This window comes from Streptomyces sp. NPDC025784, from assembly GCF_055558435.1.
The window spans coordinates 112,808-128,803 of sequence record NZ_JBVHMN010000017.1 but is presented as its reverse complement, the minus strand read 5'-3'; the positions used below and the strand labels follow the sequence as shown (position 1 = coordinate 128,803).

14 protein-coding genes and 1 pseudogene are annotated in these 15,996 nt (G+C 72.7%); 5 read left to right on the top strand and 10 right to left on the bottom strand.

What is annotated here, in order from left to right:
• Window positions 1–82: 82 nt before the first annotated feature.
• Window positions 83–1,354 (bottom strand): cytochrome P450 family protein, encoded by a 1,272-nt coding sequence (locus tag ACZ4IF_RS32245; protein WP_467569214.1) that lies wholly within the window; start codon window positions 1,352–1,354, stop codon window positions 83–85.
• 314 nt (window positions 1,355–1,668) lie between these two features.
• On the opposite strand from ACZ4IF_RS32245, the gene ACZ4IF_RS32240 reads away from it, so the two are divergent.
• Window positions 1,669–2,874 (top strand): globin domain-containing protein, encoded by a 1,206-nt coding sequence (locus ACZ4IF_RS32240; protein ID WP_467569211.1) that lies wholly within the window; start codon window positions 1,669–1,671, stop codon window positions 2,872–2,874.
• A 312-nt stretch (window positions 2,875–3,186) separates the two neighbouring features.
• On the opposite strand, the gene ACZ4IF_RS32235 is transcribed toward ACZ4IF_RS32240, so the two are convergent.
• From ACZ4IF_RS32235 to ACZ4IF_RS32210, 6 genes and pseudogenes are all read right to left on the bottom strand, one after another.
• Window positions 3,187–4,248, bottom strand: coding sequence for a nucleoside triphosphate pyrophosphohydrolase (locus ACZ4IF_RS32235; protein WP_467569208.1), 1,062 nt, complete (start codon window positions 4,246–4,248; stop codon window positions 3,187–3,189).
• Between the two features lie 202 nt (window positions 4,249–4,450).
• Window positions 4,451–5,110: a SurA N-terminal domain-containing protein gene (locus ACZ4IF_RS32230; protein ID WP_467569205.1), complete on the bottom strand. Its 660-nt coding sequence runs from the start codon at window positions 5,108–5,110 to the stop codon at window positions 4,451–4,453.
• A gap of 156 nt (window positions 5,111–5,266) precedes the next feature.
• Window positions 5,267–5,350, bottom strand: a pseudogene (locus ACZ4IF_RS32225) (glycoside hydrolase domain-containing protein); the annotation flags it as partial.
• A 39-nt stretch (window positions 5,351–5,389) separates the two neighbouring features.
• On the bottom strand, window positions 5,390–6,877 hold the full coding sequence (locus tag ACZ4IF_RS32220) for a serine/threonine-protein kinase (RefSeq protein ID WP_359496571.1): 1,488 nt from the start codon (window positions 6,875–6,877) through the stop codon (window positions 5,390–5,392).
• Window positions 6,878–6,915: 38 nt separating this feature from the next.
• On the bottom strand, window positions 6,916–7,533 hold the full coding sequence (locus ACZ4IF_RS32215; RefSeq protein ID WP_467569202.1) for a hypothetical protein: 618 nt from the start codon (window positions 7,531–7,533) through the stop codon (window positions 6,916–6,918).
• A gap of 394 nt (window positions 7,534–7,927) precedes the next feature.
• Entirely contained in the window at window positions 7,928–9,958 is a 2,031-nt protein-coding gene (locus tag ACZ4IF_RS32210; protein WP_467569200.1) for an N-6 DNA methylase, read from the bottom strand.
• Between the two features lie 302 nt (window positions 9,959–10,260).
• On the opposite strand from ACZ4IF_RS32210, the gene ACZ4IF_RS32205 reads away from it, so the two are divergent.
• The gene (locus ACZ4IF_RS32205; protein ID WP_467569197.1) at window positions 10,261–10,971 is read left to right on the top strand and encodes a hypothetical protein; all 711 of its coding nucleotides are present in this window, start codon (window positions 10,261–10,263) and stop codon (window positions 10,969–10,971) included.
• Window positions 10,972–11,040: 69 nt separating this feature from the next.
• Entirely contained in the window at window positions 11,041–11,790 is a 750-nt protein-coding gene (locus tag ACZ4IF_RS32200; protein ID WP_467569194.1) for a LolA-like protein, read from the top strand.
• A gap of 30 nt (window positions 11,791–11,820) precedes the next feature.
• Here the strand turns inward: ACZ4IF_RS32200 and ACZ4IF_RS32195 are convergent, their stop codons facing one another.
• Window positions 11,821–12,564, bottom strand: coding sequence for an N-acetyltransferase (locus ACZ4IF_RS32195; RefSeq protein ID WP_467569192.1), 744 nt, complete (start codon window positions 12,562–12,564; stop codon window positions 11,821–11,823).
• Between the two features lie 187 nt (window positions 12,565–12,751).
• Window positions 12,752–13,477 carry an HNH endonuclease family protein gene (locus tag ACZ4IF_RS32190; RefSeq protein WP_467569190.1) on the bottom strand — a complete coding sequence of 242 codons (726 nt, stop codon included), beginning with the start codon at window positions 13,475–13,477 and terminating at the stop codon, window positions 12,752–12,754.
• Window positions 13,478–13,637: 160 nt separating this feature from the next.
• On the opposite strand from ACZ4IF_RS32190, the gene ACZ4IF_RS32185 reads away from it, so the two are divergent.
• Window positions 13,638–13,817 carry an Rv0909 family putative TA system antitoxin gene (locus tag ACZ4IF_RS32185; RefSeq protein WP_095934843.1) on the top strand — a complete coding sequence of 60 codons (180 nt, stop codon included), beginning with the start codon at window positions 13,638–13,640 and terminating at the stop codon, window positions 13,815–13,817.
• A gap of 260 nt (window positions 13,818–14,077) precedes the next feature.
• Here the strand turns inward: ACZ4IF_RS32185 and ACZ4IF_RS32180 are convergent, their stop codons facing one another.
• The gene (locus ACZ4IF_RS32180) at window positions 14,078–15,013 is read right to left on the bottom strand and encodes an SCO6745 family protein (RefSeq protein ID WP_467569187.1); all 936 of its coding nucleotides are present in this window, start codon (window positions 15,011–15,013) and stop codon (window positions 14,078–14,080) included.
• A 305-nt stretch (window positions 15,014–15,318) separates the two neighbouring features.
• Here ACZ4IF_RS32180 and ACZ4IF_RS32175 point away from each other — a divergent pair, with 305 nt between their 5' ends.
• On the top strand, window positions 15,319–15,894 hold the full coding sequence (locus ACZ4IF_RS32175) for a TetR/AcrR family transcriptional regulator (RefSeq protein WP_467569390.1): 576 nt from the start codon (window positions 15,319–15,321) through the stop codon (window positions 15,892–15,894).
• The last annotated feature ends 102 nt before the right edge of the window (window positions 15,895–15,996 follow it).

The window sequence follows — 15,996 nt, the reverse complement described above, 5'->3', positions numbered from 1 at the left end:
CGATGCAGCGCAGATCACGTGAAGATCACAGATGTGACGGACCGTCACCCGACACCCATCGGGACGTCGTTCCGCGGCATGCCTACCTGATCGGCGTGAACTCCACCGGAAGTGTGCGCAATCCACGCATAATGAGGCCACCGCGCCAGCGCAAATCGGCCGGATCCCCCGCGAGTTGCAGATCGGGCAGGCGGGTGAGGAGCGTGGCGAGCGCGGTCTGCCCCTCCAGACGGGCGAGCGGCGCGCCGAGACAGTAGTGAAGGCCGTGGCCGTACCCGAGGTGTTGGTTGTCACGCCGGGACAGGTCGAGCGTGTCCGGCTGTTCGAACCGTGCGGGGTCACGGTCCGCAGCCGCCAGGACGACGAGGACGGGATCGCCGGGCGCGATGTCCTGCCCGCCGATCCGCACGGGCTCCGTGGCGAACCGCCAGGTGGCGAGCTCGACCGGCCCGTCGTAGCGCAGGAGTTCCTCGACCCCGGTCTCCAGCAGTCCCCGCTCCCCCGCGGCGAGGGAGGTCTGGAGGCGGGCCCGCTGCCCGGGGTGGGTGAGGAGGGCGTAGGTGCCGTTGCCGATGAGGTTGACCGTCGTCTCGAATCCCGCGAAGAGCAGGATGAACGCCATCGCCGCGGCCTCGTTCTCGGTGAGGTGCTCGCCGTGGTCGGAGGCGCGGATGAGCCCGGAGATGAGGTCCTCGCCGGGTGCGGGGTGCTCGGGCAGCGCCTCCCGCTTGCGGTGGATGAGGTCGGCCAGATAGCCACGCATCTTCTTGACGGACCGCGCCACCCCGCCCCTCGGACCCCCGCCGTGCCGGATCATCATGCCCGCCCAGTCCCGGAAGTCGTCCTGGTCCTCGCGGGGGACGCCGAGCAGATCGCAGATGGCGTAGATGGGCAGCGGGAACGCGAAGTCGTGGATGAGGTCCGCGGAGCCCTCGCCCGCGAACCGGTCGATCAGCCGGTCGGTCAGTTCCTGCACGCGCGGCGCGAACTCGGCCACCCTGCGCGGGGTGAACGCCTTGCTGACCAGCCGCCGCAGCCGGGTGTGGTCCGGCGGGTCGATGTTCAGCAGATGGGTCATCAGCTCGGCCTTGCGCTCACCCGGGATGCCCGTCTTCCCCTTGGCGTGGGTGGGTTCGTCGTGATGGGCGGGGTTCTTGGACAGCCGCTGGTCGGCGAGCGCCTGCCGGGCGTCCGCGTACCGGGTGACGAGCCAGGCCTCCACCCCGCTGGGCAGCCGGGTCCGGTGCACCGGGGAGTGCTCCCGGAGCCAGGCGTACGCCGGGTAGGGGTCGGTCGCGAACTCCCAGGTGAAGAGTTCGGGGGCGGGGCTGGCGGAGGCGTGGGGCTCGGTCACTCCCCGACGGTATCCGCAGCGCCCGGAGGTGCCGGGACCGACCGGCGGCCGGGGTGGCCGGCACGGCGCGCACCTGCCGCGTGCACGCTCCCTCGACGGCGGACGGCTCGCGTCCGCGCACGGCCCGGGTCCGCCGCCGCGGCCCGGCCGGGGCCGTCGGCCGGGGCCCGCGTGCGCCGGGCTCGGGTGCCGCGCGCACCCGACGGGGAGCCGTTCGCACCGGGCCGACGGGGCGCCGCGTTCCCTTCATCCGGACTGTCCGTAAATCGCCCGCTGCTTGACCACGCGGCTCGACGAGTCCATACATTCGCGCCGTGGACCCCGAGATACTCCGATCCAGCTTCGCGGTCGTCGAGAGGCGCGCCGAGTTCGCGGTCAAGTACTTCTACTCCCATCTGTTCCGCCACCATCCGGACCTTCGCGCGCTGTTCCCGCTGGATCTCCCGCAGGACATGGAGCGGCAGCGGGACCGGCTGTTCGCGGCGCTCACCCATGTGACGGAGCGGCTGGAGGACCCGGGACTGCCCGACTATCTGCGCGAACTCGGCCGTGACCACCGCAAGTACCTCGCCGAGCCCGAGCATTACGCGGCCGTCGGGGCGAGCCTGGTCGCCGCGTTCGCCGCCGTCGCGGGCTCGGCGTGGAACGCGGAGGTCGAGAAGGCCTGGTGCGAGGCGTACGAGGCGATCTCGGACCTGATGCTCCAGGGCGCGTGGGAGGCGCAGCACCGCGGTGAACCGCCCTGGTGGGACGCCGAGGTGACCGGGAGGACGCGGCACGGCGACGACCTCGTCGTCCTCACCCTGCGGCCGCGGCGGCCGCTGCCCTACTCCCCCGGCCAGTACGTCGGCGTCAACGTCCCTCATCTGCCCGGCGTCTGGCGGCCCTACTCGCTGGCCAACGCGCCCCGCCCCGATCACACGGTGGATCTGCACGTCAGCCGCGTCGAGGACGGGGTGCTGTCCACCGCTCTCGTCCGGCGGACCCGGGAGGGCGACGTCCTGCGGCTGAGCGCGCCCGGCGGCGAGCTGACCCTGCGCAGCTCCGTGGAGCGGCCCGTCACCCTCATCGCGGCCGGCACGGGCTGGGCTCCCGTGAAGGCGCTGCTGGAGCAGCTCGACACGTCGCACGAGGCCCGGCTGTTCCTGGTCGCCCGCGACATCGAGCACCTGTACGGCCGTGAAGCCGTGGAGCGGTTACGGCACCGGCTGCCCGAGCTCGCCGTCACCTTCATCACGCCCGCGCCCGGCCGCCCGCGGACGCAGGCGACCGAACGCCTCCTGACCGCGCTGGGCAACCGGGCCGGGTGGGCCCGGCACGACGTCTATCTGGCCGGTCCTCCCGAGCTCGTCGAGGAGGTCTGCGAGACGCTTCCCGCCCTCGGCACACCACTGGAGCGGATCTTCCACGACGTGCCGGGACCGGCCGGGCAGCCCCGGCCGCTGGGGGCCGCGGAGTGGCTGCTCGGCCGCCCACGGCCGAGCTGGCACAACCCGTCGGGCCGCACGGCCCGGACGTGACTGCGGCCGGGCGGCGCCGCGGCCGGGACACGACCGGGGCCCGGGCGTGCCCCGCCGGGACGTGGCACGTGACTTCGATCCGGACGTGCCCAAGCCGGCATGTGACTCCGATCCGGACGTGCCCCAGCCGGGACGCGGCGCGGATCCTTACGTGCCCAAGCCGGCACGCGGCGCGGATCCTTACGTGCCCAAGCCGGCACGCGACTTCGATCCGGGCGTGCCCACGCCGGCACGTGACTTCGATCCGGACGTGTCCCGGCCCAGACGTAGCCGGGGCCCGGATGGGACCGTGGCCCGGTGCGGGCCGGTGGGTCAGTCGGCGTCCGGGGCGGAGCCCTCGGCCGTGCGGATCGCGTCGCGGTAGGCGCGTGCCGCCGCCCGCAGCGCCGCCTCCGGGTCGACTCCCTCGGCCTCGGCGCGCGCGGCGACGGCCAGCAGCTCGTACCCCACGCCCTCGCCGCGCGGCAGCTCGACGTCGAGGCCCGCCGTGCGCACCCTGGAGACCAGCTTCGTGGCGAGCGCCAGTCCCGGCTGTCCCAGGGGCACCCCCTCGGTCACGGACGACCGCTGCTTCTCCACCGCCTTGGTGCGCAGCCAGTGCTCCTTGACCTCCTCCGGCGTCGTGGCCGTCTCCTCGCCGAACACGTGCGGATGACGGTGGATCAGCTTGGCGACGATGCCGCCGGCCACGTCGTCGATGGAGAAGGGCTCGGAGCCGTCCTCCGGCCGGCCCTCCTGCGCGATACGGGCGTGGAAGACGACCTGGAGGAGGACGTCGCCGAGCTCCTCGCGCAGCTCGTCGCGGTCACCCGCCTCGATCGCCTCGACGAGTTCGTACGCCTCCTCGATGCCGTACTTGGCGAGGCCCTCGTGGGTCTGCCGGGACGACCAGGGGCACTCGGCACGAATGCGGTCCATGACCTGGACGAGGTCGAGCAGTCGCGCGCCCGGCAGGTCGTACGAGGCGGGCAGCAGCTCCAGGTCCGGCATCCGTATGCGGCCGGAGCCGGCCAGCCGGGCGAGGCCGTCGGTGAGCCGCGGCTCCCCCTCGCCGGTGGCGACGACGACCACGGTGCGGCCGCCGGCGCAGGCGTCGACGAGGTCCTGCGCGGTCGGGGCTCCTTCGTCGACGGTGACGCCGGCGTCGCGCAGATACGGCAGCTGGGGATGCGTGCCGTCGGCGCAGACGACCTGGTCGGCGTCGCGCAGCACCTGCCAGGCGGGCCAGGACAGCAGGCCGGGCGCCACCCGGTGGCTGGTGGTGAGCAGGACGACACGGCCCGGGTCGGGGGCGGCCGTGCCGTCGGCGGCGGCCGGGTCGCCTTCGGGGTCGGGAGCGGTCGGGGCGCCGTCGAAGCTGCTGGTTGCGTTCACCCCTCGAACGTAACCCACGCCTCCGACGGCCCGGACGGTTGTCCACAGGCTGTGGGCGGCCGTACGGCAGGCGTTCGCGAGCCGTACGGCCGAGCCGCCCGGGTGCCCGGCGCCACCGCCTCCGGGCCCGCGGCGCGGCCCGGCACCGGCGCGGCCCGGCACCGGCGCGGCCCGGCGCCGGCGCGTCCGGGCCGGCGGGCCGCTACGCGGTCTGCTGGGTGCCCGCCGCGGTGACCTCGCGCAGCCAGGGCGTCTTCGCGTCGACGCGGCTGCTCTTCTGGACGTCCCAGGCGCCGTAGCGCGGGTTCAGGTCGACGTCGAGCTGCTTGGAGGCGGCCGACATCGCCTTCCAGAACGCGGCCTTGCCCTCGGCGGTGTTCATGTCGGCACCGAGGGCGGAGGCCAGCTTCTGGGCCTCGATCTCGGTGCGCAGGCTGTCCTCCAGGCGCTGCGGGGCCACCCCGTACTGCTGGAGCCAGGCCGTCTCCAGGGCCTTCGCGCCGCCCGCCTGCTGTTCGAGGGCCGTGCGCATCTGCTGGGTGTCCTTGCGGGTCACGGTCACGCCTGCGTTCTTCGCGGCACGGTCGAGGACCCGGTCGAGGACCATGCTGTGCAGGGTGTCGCGGGTGAGGCTGCCGGTCTTCGCGACGGCCTGCTCGTACTGGGCGTCGTCCTGGGTGGCGGCCCGCTGCGCGTCGCGCACCTCGTTCACCCGGCTCTCCAGCTGCGCGACGGTGATCCGCTGGCCGCCGACGACGGCGGCCGCGCCCGGATGGGCGTCGCCACCGCACGCGGTGAGCAGGGGTGCCGCGGCGACGATCGCGGCGGAGAGGACGAGCGCGGTGCGACGGCGGCGGTGCAAGGAAGCCTCCCGAGGAGATTGTGCGACGGTGCACAAAGTCTTGCGGTGATCGATGGTAGGCAGTGGCCCAGCTCTCGGCCACCCTTTCGACCAACGATTCGCCCGGCCTTCGGGCACCGTCGCACTCTCACACGGGCATCACGCGTCACACGGTTGTCAGCCGGTGATCGCCACCGGCGCGTCCCACACGTCCCGGTCCACGGTGATCGTGCAACCGCCCCGGGACTCGGCGCTGTTCACAAACTTCGGCCGAGGCGGCGCAAAGAGTGCGATGCGGTTTCAGCCCCGGACCTGGCCCAGCCACTGCAAGGTGCGGCGGATCTCCGCCACCATCGGATGCCCGGACCCGCGCAGCCGCTCCACGTCGTGCAGCAGCCGCGCCAGCGTGTCGTGGGCGGCACCCCGGTCGCCGAGGGCGAGCAGCAGGTGGCCGATGCGGCGGCGCACCTCCAGGGAGATCTCCGGGTCGCCGGCGACGTACTGGTTCTCGTAGTACGGCAGCAGGGCGCGGTACTCCGCGAGCGCGGCGGCGGGTTCACCGAGCTGCTCCAGGCACTGCGCGGCCTCGTAGCGGAAGCGCAGCGACTGCGGGTCGGCCTGGCCGGCCTCGGCGGCCCGCTCGTCGGCGAGACGGCGCAGCTCGGGCAGGGCCCGCCGGTACTGGCCGTCGTCCATCAGCGTGGCCGCGTACTGCTTGCGCAGGGTCCGCACGACGGGCGAGTGCTCCCCGTGCTCGGCTGCGGCGGCAGGAAGGATCGACCCGAGGATGTCCACGGCCTGCGTGATCCGCCCCTCGCCCAGCAGCCGCTTCACCTCGTCCACGGCACCCGCGACATCGGCCCGCTCCACGGCGGGCGGGGCCTGCGGCTGCGGCTGCGGTGCCGGGATGCGCGCCCGGTCCGGCCACGGCGCGTGCGGGCGCAGGAAGGGGCGGGTGGGGTCGAGCGGGGCGCCGGTGGGCATACCGCGCGCGGGCAGCAACGGCAGCAGCTGCTCGTACGTCTCCTGCGCCGAACCCGGCCTGTGCTGCGGGTCCTTGGACAGCAGCCGCAGCACGAGGCTCTCCAGGGCGGGCGGCACCTCGGGGCGCAGCCGGCGCACCGGGAGCGGCGGCTCGTAGAGGTGCCGGTGCAGCACGCCGAGCGCCGTCGAACCCGAGAACGGCACGTCCCCGCTGAGCAGTTCGTGCAGCAGCACCCCCAGCGCGTACAGGTCCGTGTACGGGCCGACGGCGCCGCCCATCGCCTGCTCGGGGGCCATGTAGGCGGGGCTGCCGATGGGCGAGCCGGTGTGCGTCAGCCGCGTGGTGTCGGTGTCCATGACGGACGCGACGCCCAGGTCGAGGACGGTGACCGTGCCGTCCTGCTTGACCATCACGTTCCGCGGTTTCAGGTCGCGGTGCACGATCGGGACGGCGTGCACCGCGGACAGCACGGCGCACAGCTGCGCCGCGACCGCGACGGCCCACTGCCACGGGTAGGGGTCGTGCTCGGCGAGGTGGTCGGAGAGGTCGGCCCCGTCGACGTACTGCATGACGAGGAACAGCTCCTCGCCCTCGCTGCCCGCGTCGTGGACCGTGACCAGACCGGGGTGGTCGACCTGCGCCGTGACCCGGCACTCGCGCACGAAGCGGCGGCGCAGCTCGTCGGCCTCCTGGCCCGCGACCTTGTCAGGCCGCAGGAGCTTCACCGCCACCCGCCGGTCCAGACGCTGGTCGTAGGCCGTCCACACCTGGCCCATGCCGCCCTGTCCGATCAGCGTGGACAGCTCGTACCGGTCCGCGACCACACGTCCTGTCGCCACGCTCACCCGCGGTCCCTGCCGTCCCTGCCGTCGTCCTGATGTCCGTCGTGCTTGCGCAGATAGTCACTGAGCTCGTCGAGCTCGGCCCGCACCTGGTCGATCCGCGCGGGCGCGTGCCGCTGGGGCGGCGCCGTCGTCGCGGGCGGCGGCGTCGTCGCGGGCATCGGCGGCCGCGTGTGCGGGCCCTGGTTCTGCGGAACCGTCGTGGCGGTGTACGGAGACTGTGGATATCCGTACGCCTGCGGCGGGGGCTGGTGCGGTACGAAGCCCGGGAAGCGGAGCTGGTGGAAGTGGCGTATGTCCGCCGCCAGGTAGTACGCGATCTCGGCGACCAGCGAGCCGAGGAGCACCGCCATGCCCGTCCAGCCGCCCGGCGTGTGGACCTCCTCGCCGGGCTCGGTGCCCAGCAGGACGAGGCTGAGGACCAGAGCCGCGATCGAGGCGACGAACAGCCCCCAGTCGACCGACTTCCGCGTCACGATCGCCAGGCGCAGCATCATCGTCCAGGCCAGCAGGCCGAGGGTGAACACGGAGATCACCACGAAGAACACGCGCAGGAAGACCAGCCACCCGGTGGGGGGTGGTGATTTCACCGGCTGCGCCTGGCCGTGGCCTTGCATGGCTGCTCCTGGAGGCCTGATGAGGACGGACGTACGAGTTCGGAGTCCGAGCGTATAGGCCGACAAGGACAACCGGTTACGGGTTGCGCCGAACCGTTGTCGTGCTGATCACTTCGCGCCGTCCCGCGGCACCCGCGCAGGCCACGACGGAAGTCCCCGTTCCGTCGGCCCGCCGTGCCCGGACCGCCCGTCCGCCTGCCCGGACCGGCCATCGGATGTACCCGAACCGCCCGTCCGCGGAGGCCGGCCCGCGAGCGGAGCCGATGAAACCCCTTGTGCGGAGCGGCCCCACCGCGTGCGCCGGCCCGCCCCTCCCCGTGCCGGAATCCGTCGCGCCGTCAGGCCGTCGGGCCGTCGGGCCGTCCGTCGGGCCGTCCGTCAGGCCGTCAGCCCGTCAGCCCGGCGCGACCGTCCCGTCCGTCAGGCCGTCGTACATGCCGCGCACCAGTTGCTCGCCGAGCCGGCCCGCGCGCCGCAGCGCGTCCTCGAACTCGGCCAGCGCGCGGAAGCGTTCCCCGTAGCGGCGCTGCTCGTCGAGCGGCAGCCGGGGCACCTGGAGGCGGCGCACGTCCAGCCGGGTCGCGGTGGACGCGTAGCTGCTGGCCTGCCGGTTGTTGGCCGTGCCGCGCAGGAAGCCGGCCAGGAACCACGGGTCGAGCGCGGCCGGGTCGGGCCGCAGCAGCGTGAGGTTGCGCCCCAGGGCGGCGCCCGCCGTGCGTTCGTCCACCACGCGCGCGACGGACCCTCCGCCGAGCACGGGCACGACGACGTCCCCCGCCTCGACCAGCACGGCTTCCTCCTCGCCCTCCGGCAGCGTCCCGGACGGGTCGGTTCCGGCGAGCACGTCATGGTCGGTGAGCACCGGCACGCGCGCGGGCGCGCCGTTACCTCCCGTACGCAGCACCAGCGCACCTCCGCGGGCGAGTTCGCCGACGGTGATGAGGGGCCAGCGTGCGGGCTGGGCACCCTGGGCCTCCGGGGGCGTCAGGTCGGCGGTGAGCCGCAGGGTCTCGCCGAGCCGTTCCCGCACGTCGACCAGCTGCTCGCTGCCGCCGCCCGATGCGGCCGGCGGCAGATGGCGGGCCGGCGCCAGGTCGACGTCGTCGTCGAGGAGTTCGATGACGGGTACCGCACGGCTGAACCCCGGCTCCTCCCGCACAGTGCCGGTGCGCTCGAAGGGCCGCCACGCGTCGAGCACCGCCGTCCGCACGGCCCGCCAGTCCACGCCGGCCCGCCCGTCGCCGGCCGGCGCACCGGCGTCCACCAGCAGCAACTCGGGCTGCGCGGGCGCCTTCTCGGGACGGCGCAGCACCCACACGTGGAGCGGGATGTTGTACGGGGGCGCCGCGCCGACCGGCAGGGCGATCACCGCGCGCAGCGCCCCGCGGCGCAGCAGGTCGGCGCGGATACGGCGGCCCGACCGGCGGGAGGCCGCGGCCGGGGGCATCAGCAGCACCGCGCTGCCGCCGTCCTTGAGGTGGGCCAGCGCGTGCTGCACCCAGGCCAGCTCCGACTCCGTACGGGCGGGGAAGCCGTACTCCCAGCGGGCGTCGTAGGCGAGTTCGTCGTGCCCCCAGTTGCGCTCGTTGAACGGCGGGTGGCACAGGACGGCGTCGGCCCCGAGCGCGGGGTGCGCGTCGGCACGCAGGCTGTCCCCCGAGGTGGTGCGGACGGTGGCCTTCCCCTGGAGGGCGAGCCTCAGCGCGGACAGCGCCGCCAGTTCGGGCGCGCTGTCCTGCCCGTACAGCTCCTGGTCCGGCCTCGGCGCCATGGCCCGCAGCAGCGCGCCGGTGCCGCACGCGGGATCGAACGCCGTACGGGCCGGTCCCGCGAGCTCCGCCATCAGCGAGGCGAGGTCGCCCGGAGTGAGCGTGTACTGGCGCGGGTTGGCGTCCAGGTGCCGCCCCAGCAGGAACTCGTACGTCTGCCGCGCGCCCAGCTCGGCGGCGAGCTCGGCGGCACCGCGCAGGAGCGGGGCCGAGGGCAGCAGTTCGGGACCGGTCGGGGTGTGCACGGCGCGGTCGCGGGGCGCGCCGAAGCGGGGGGTGACGACCTGTTCGAGCGCGGCGGGCAGCAGTGCGGCGAGGCGCTCGTCGGAGCCCGCGCTCAGCTCCAGCCAGTCGGTGGGCCGGTCGTGGATGAGCAGCAGGACGCAGCCGGCGTGCACGAGGGCGGTGACCGGGCCCTGCGGGTGTCCGGCGAGCTGCTGCCAGACGCGTTCGCGCAGCGGGACCTCGGCGAGCTTGCCCTGCTCGCGCAGCCACGCCTCGACCTCGGCGAGCGCGAAGGAGGGGCTGGTCTCGGTGCCGCCGACGGGCTTGGGGAAGTCGGCGTGGCGCCGCCGCCAGTTGCTGACGGCGGCGCGGCCGACCCCGGCGAGCCGCGCGATCCCGGCAGCGGTCACCTCTGTCGCGTTGTCCTGCACCCGCCGGCTCCCCTCGTTCTGGTCTGTCGCGCCCGGGCCACGCGGCCCCTCGCCCTGTGCACCCCTGCGGCCCCGGTCTTCGCGGCTCTGGTCCGTGAAGCGTCCTCGCCTGTGACGCCGAGCATACCGGCGTGCGCAAGATCTATCCCTTCACAGGCGTGTACACAACCTTTCTCGTGAACCGTGTTGACTCGGTTCACACAGTCTGTTGTTATTGACCCATCGAACGGACGGGCCGCCGGAACGCACCGGCAACTCCGTGCGTTCGGAAGATCTGTTCACAGCCAGGGGAGGGCGCAGTCATGGGCATCAAGGTCAAGGTGGGTCTGGGGGCCGTGGTCGGCATCGTCGTCATCGGTGCCGTGTCGGCGAACGCCGGCAACAGCGACAACGACAACGAATCCAGCAACAAGGGCAAGGACACCTCCGCCTCCGCCGACCGCGAGTCCGGCAAGAAGGCCGACAGCAGAACGAGCGACAAGACGAAGAAGACCGACAAGACGGCCGAGAAGAAGGCCGCCTTCGACGGCGACGGAGACTTCCAGGTCGGCTCCGACATCAAGCCCGGCACCTACCGCACCACCGGCAACGACGACGGCATGTGCTACTGGGAGCGCGCCAAGGACGCCTCGGGCGAAATGGACTCCCTCATCGCCAACGACAACGTCACCGGAACCAGCTACGTCACCATCAAGGCCGGCGACAAGCTCTTCAAGACCAGCAGCTGCAACGACTGGGAAGCCGTCGCCGCCAAGCCGTCCGGCTCACCCGCCACCCAGATCAAGGGCGACGGCGGCATGTTCCGCATCGGCGCGGACATCGCCCCCGGCACCTACAAGTCCACCGGCAACGAGGACGACGGCTGCTACTGGGAGCGCGACAAGGACGCCACGCACTCCATGAACTCCATCGTGGCCAACAACAACGTCACCGGCACGGCCGTCGTCACCATCAGCGCCAACGACAGCTACTTCAAGACCACCGGCTGCGGGGACTGGAAGAAGACGGGCTGACACCAGCCGCCCGCCGCCGTCCTCGCCCTCCCCCCACACCTCTTCACCACCTCACACCAAGGAACGCTCATGCGTCGCACCGCACTTGCCGCACTCTGCCTCGCCGCCGCGGCCACCGCGGGCCTCACCGGCTGCCTGCCCGGAGAGACGAAGGCGGACAGCAAGCCGAAAGGCCCCTTCGCCGGCCTCACCGGCGGCGAGATCGCCGACCGGGCCGTCAAGGCCACCACAGGCGCCACCTCGCTCCGCATGAAGGGTGACATCCCCGACGACGAGGACGGCGGCACGATCCGCATCGACATGGCCCTCGACAAGAAGGGCCGGTGCGCCGGCACCATGAGCATGAACGGCCAGGGCAAGGCCGACCTCATCAAGACCGGCGACACCATCTACATGAAGTACGACGAGAAGTTCCTGCGCGCCCAGGACGAGGGCCAGCCCAAGTCCGAGACCGACGGAGTGGTGGAACTGCTCGCCGACAAGTGGACCAAGATGGCCGCCACCGGCTCCGACGCCAAGGACATGGCCGGCTTCTGCGACCTCGACAGCGTCCTCGCCGGCGCGGAGGACGTGAACTCCGACGCCACCCGCGGCAAGACCACCACCGTCGACGGCACCCCGGCGATCATCCTCCACGAGAAGGACGGCAAGGACCGCTACACCCTCTACGTCGCCACCGAGGGCAAGCCGTACCTGCTGCGCGTCGACAGCACCTCCGCCAAGGACCCGGGCACGATCACCTTCAGCGACTACGACAAGCCCGTCCCCGCGCAGAAGCCCGCCGGCAGGATCCTCGACCTGGACAAGCTGTCCGGCTGACCCACCCCGGAACCACGCCGTACGTCGAGCTCACAGGGTGTGCCGCACCCACACATTGGGCTCGACGTACACGGCGTATCCGCGCGCTGGTTCACAGTGCACCGGCACCAGCGCGCCCGGCACCTCGACGAGGCCCGCCGAGTCGAGAGGCAGCCCCGTCCAGCCACGCCACTCCTGCAGCGACGCCGCCACCGTCATCGACGCCGGCGCCACCGCCTCGACGACACCGCCCGCCCGGACATGGACACGCAGCCACGGATCGTGCGGCAGCCCGTCGGCACGCTCCCGGAACGCGTACTCCTCCATCGGCGCACGCGGCTCCAGATGCTTGGCACTTGGACGCACGGGCGCGACGACCTCACCGAAACCGTGCGCCCGGGCGTTGTCCCGCATCGCGGAGAGCATCCGCGCCGACAGCCCGCCACCCTGCGCCTGCGGGGCGACGACGATCGAGACAGCCCCGACCGTGTCCGGCGGTGTACCACGCCGCAGATCCGCGAACGCCCAGGACAACATCTCGTCCCAGCCGCGCGCGGGCAGTTCGCCCCGCTCCTCGTCCGCGAGAGCGAACGGCACGCTGTACGCGTGCGCCACCACACGTCCGTGCTCGTCCTCGGCGAACAGCACGTACTGCGGCAGCTCGGTGGCGATCCGCCCGTAGTGCGAGTTGCCCACCGGGTCGTGCAGCAGGAACTCCGGCCAACTGTTGGCCATCCTCACCACCTGCCCGAGCATCTCGGGACGTTCGGCAAGACTCGACACCTTCAGCTCCATGCCCGTCACCGTAGGCGTCGGTCCGACGCGGCGAAACGGATTTCACGCCTGACATCGGGCACCCGGGGGTGTGGGGTGTTCCGGGGGGCTGAGCGCTCCCGGCGGCGGCAGGGCAGGGCGTGCCCTGGAGGGGCAGGGCAGGGCGTTCCCGGGCGCGACGGGCAGATACGGACCGGCGCCTGGGACGTCAGTTCGCGTGGAAGCGTGCCGGTGCGCTCGTCGGGTTGCCGCCCGAAGGAAGCTTCTGACCGGGGCAGCCGGAGAGGACCTTCTTCATCGCCGCCTTCTCGGCACTCGTCACCCACAGCTGGTACTTCTTCTTCACCGCGACCTGCGCGGCGACATACGTACACCGGTACGCCTTGTCGGGCGGCAGCCAGGTCGCGGTGTCACCGTCGCCCTTGCTGCGGTTGGCACTCGCGCCCACGGCACGCAGATTCAGCGGGTCGTTGGCCAGCGCGATCCGCTTGCTCGCGTCCCAGTACTTGGCGCCCTTCTGCCAGGCGTCCGAGAGCGCGACCAAGTGATCTATGTCGACCAGGCTGCGGCCGCGGGCGAACTTCACGTCCTGCCCGCCGTACGGGTCGGGGGTGAGGAGCCCGGACGACACCTTGCACGTGCCGTCGCTGAACTTCACGTCCTTCAGATCCCGCTTGAGGATGTCGTCCCGGGTGTCGCACCGGTTGGAGTCCGTGTCGGCCCAGGCCGTGCCGAACCGCTCCCGGCTGTATCCCGTCTTGGGTGCTCGCCCTTTGACCGTCAGCGAGTCCACGGCGGCGAGAGCCGGACCACCGGCCGCCGTCCCCTTCGCCCCCGGCGAGTCCTCGGCCCCCGTACGGCAGCCGGCGACACCGGTCCCCACGGCGAACATCATCAGTGCGGCCGCGACCGCCCCACCCCTCAGACGCACCACGACACCCCTCCCCGAGCTCCCCGGATCCACCCCTGACGGGCGCGTTCTCCCAGTGCCCACCGTAGCCGCCGATGCTCCTCTCCCATACCTGCCCCCAACGGGCAATCGGTGCACGCCGGGCGTATCGTCGGTGGTGAGTCACCTCGGGAAGGAGCTCTGGATGGGCATCTTCGACAGGTTCAGGGGCCACGGACAGGACAAGGCCAAGGAAATGTCCGACGTGGCGGAGAAGAAGGTCAACGAGAAGACGGGCGACAAGTACACGGACCAGGTCGACGACGCGCAGCAGAGGATCGAAGGCGCGGCAGGCCTGAAGCGTGACCGCCCCGACCAGCCGTAACGCCAACGCCGAGGACTCAAGAAGCCCAGCGCCGGCCGCATCGACTGAACCCCCGCAACCAGAGCCGTCCGCCGAGACCGACACATGAGGTCGGCGGGCGGCTTTCGGTGCGGGAGGGGGTGTCCGGCGCCGCGGGAGGGGTCGTCCGGCGCCCTTTTCTCTGCCCATCGGGGCCCCTCCCCTCCCCTCCCCCTCCCCTCCCCCTCCCCTCCCCCTCCCCCCTGTGTTGCTGAGTGCCTGACGGGCGTGCCCGGAGAAGGTCACACCTTGCCGATGCCCAGGGTCGTCTCCGACGGGAGCAGGCCCGAGCCGAGTGCCGCGACCCAGAACTCGCCGAGCAGGTCGGCGAGATGGGCGGCGCCGTCCGGGCCGAGCGCGCGCCAGGGTGCGGCGGCGAGTTCGTCGGTGTGCTGTTCGACCTGGCGCCGCAGTTCGCGGCCTGCGGGTGTGGCGGTGCCGTCTTCGTCCACCAGGCCCCGGGCGGTGAGGCGTTCGCGGGCGTCGGTCCATTCCTCCTGGCTCCAGCCGCGGCTCTCGAAGCGTTCCACGGAGGCCGCGCCTATCGCCGCGAAGGAGACGAGGGCTTCGACGGGGTCGAGGCCGGCGACGAGGAGTGCCGCGAGGTGGCCGTCGCCCCGGTGTTCGCGCAGGATCGTCGCCGCGTGCCACAACTGGAGGTGGGGGGCCTCGGGCCAGGCGGATTCGGCGTTGGCCGCGGCGAGTGGGCGGCCCGCGGTGTTCGCGGCTTCCGCGGCGCGGCGGGCGAGTGCGGCCGCCTCGGCGAGTTCGGGGGAGGTGATGCGGTCTCCGAATATCGCGCGGTAGGTGCGGTCGACGGCGCGCTCTCGGGCGTCCAGGACCTGCTGCGGACTCGCGGTCCGCCAGGCGGACTTCATGTGTTCGGCGACCATGCGTGGGCTGAAGCTGTAGAAGGCGGAGGTGACGCGTTCGCTGCCGGCGGCGCCCAACGGGGCTGCGCGGTAGGGGAAGTAGCTCGGCCAGCGTTCCTTGGTGTCGTAGCCGAGGGTCGCGGCTTCCTCGAAGGTCTCCGGTGCGTAGTAGAAGACGGCGTGGAGGGGTTCGAGGAGGTGCCAGAGCTGGCGCACCCGTCCGAGCTCGACGTCCGTGCCGGCGCCCGCCTGGGCGGTTCCTTCGGTCCTACTGGTTCCGCTGGTCGTGCTGACGCTCTCCGACATGACTCATCCCCTCGTCACGGTCCGGCTCGATGCGTAACTTGACACTGGCTAGATTGCCGGAGGAGGGGGAACTTGTCAATGCCTAGATTCCGCGTAGGCTCTTGAGCATGGCCGAGACCAGGAAGAACAGCGGGACGAGCAGGACCGTCGGCCCCGACGGAGCCGACGGAGCCGACACGGCGGCAGGGGCGACCGGGGCCGCCGGTACCGCGCCGACCACCAGGGCCGCCAAGACCACCAGGACCGCCGAGACCACGGGGGACTCCGGGGACACCGGGCCCCAACGCCCGTACCATCACGGCGATCTGCGCCGCGCGATCCTGCGGGCGGCGCTCGACGCCATCGCCGCCGACGGGCCGTCCGCACTGAGCCTGCGCGACCTGGCCCGCAGGGCGGGTGTCTCGCACGCGGCCCCTGCCCACCACTTCAAGGACCGCACGGGCCTGCTGACGGCGATCGCCGCGGAGGGGTACGAGCTGCTCGCGGCCGCGCTCGCCGACGCCGACGACCTGCGGGACGCCGGCGTCCGCTACGTGCGCTTCGCGCGGGAGCACCCGGCCTGCTTCCAGGTCATGTTCTCCCCGGAGCTGCTGCGGGCGAACGACCTGGAGCTGACGACGGCCAGGACCCTCGCGGGCGAGCGGCTGCGCAGTGCCGTCTCCGCCGTGCCGCAGGAGGGCCGGGGCCCCGACAGTCGCCTCGCCGGGGTCGCGGCCTGGTCACTGGCCCACGGCTTCGCGACGCTGCTCCTCAGTCACAACCTGGACGGGCCGGTGGGCGAGCAGGACCCGGACGAGGTGTTCCGCGCGCTCACCGGGATGCTGTTCCAGTCACGACCGCGCGAGGACGGGCCGGCTTCACCACAGCGGCCCCGGCCGTAGGAGCCCCGGGCCCAGAGGCACCGGGGCCAGGCGCACCGACCGTACGCCCACGGGTCCGGGCGCGCCCGCCGCAGACCCGGCGCCGCCACAGGGGTGCCTGCC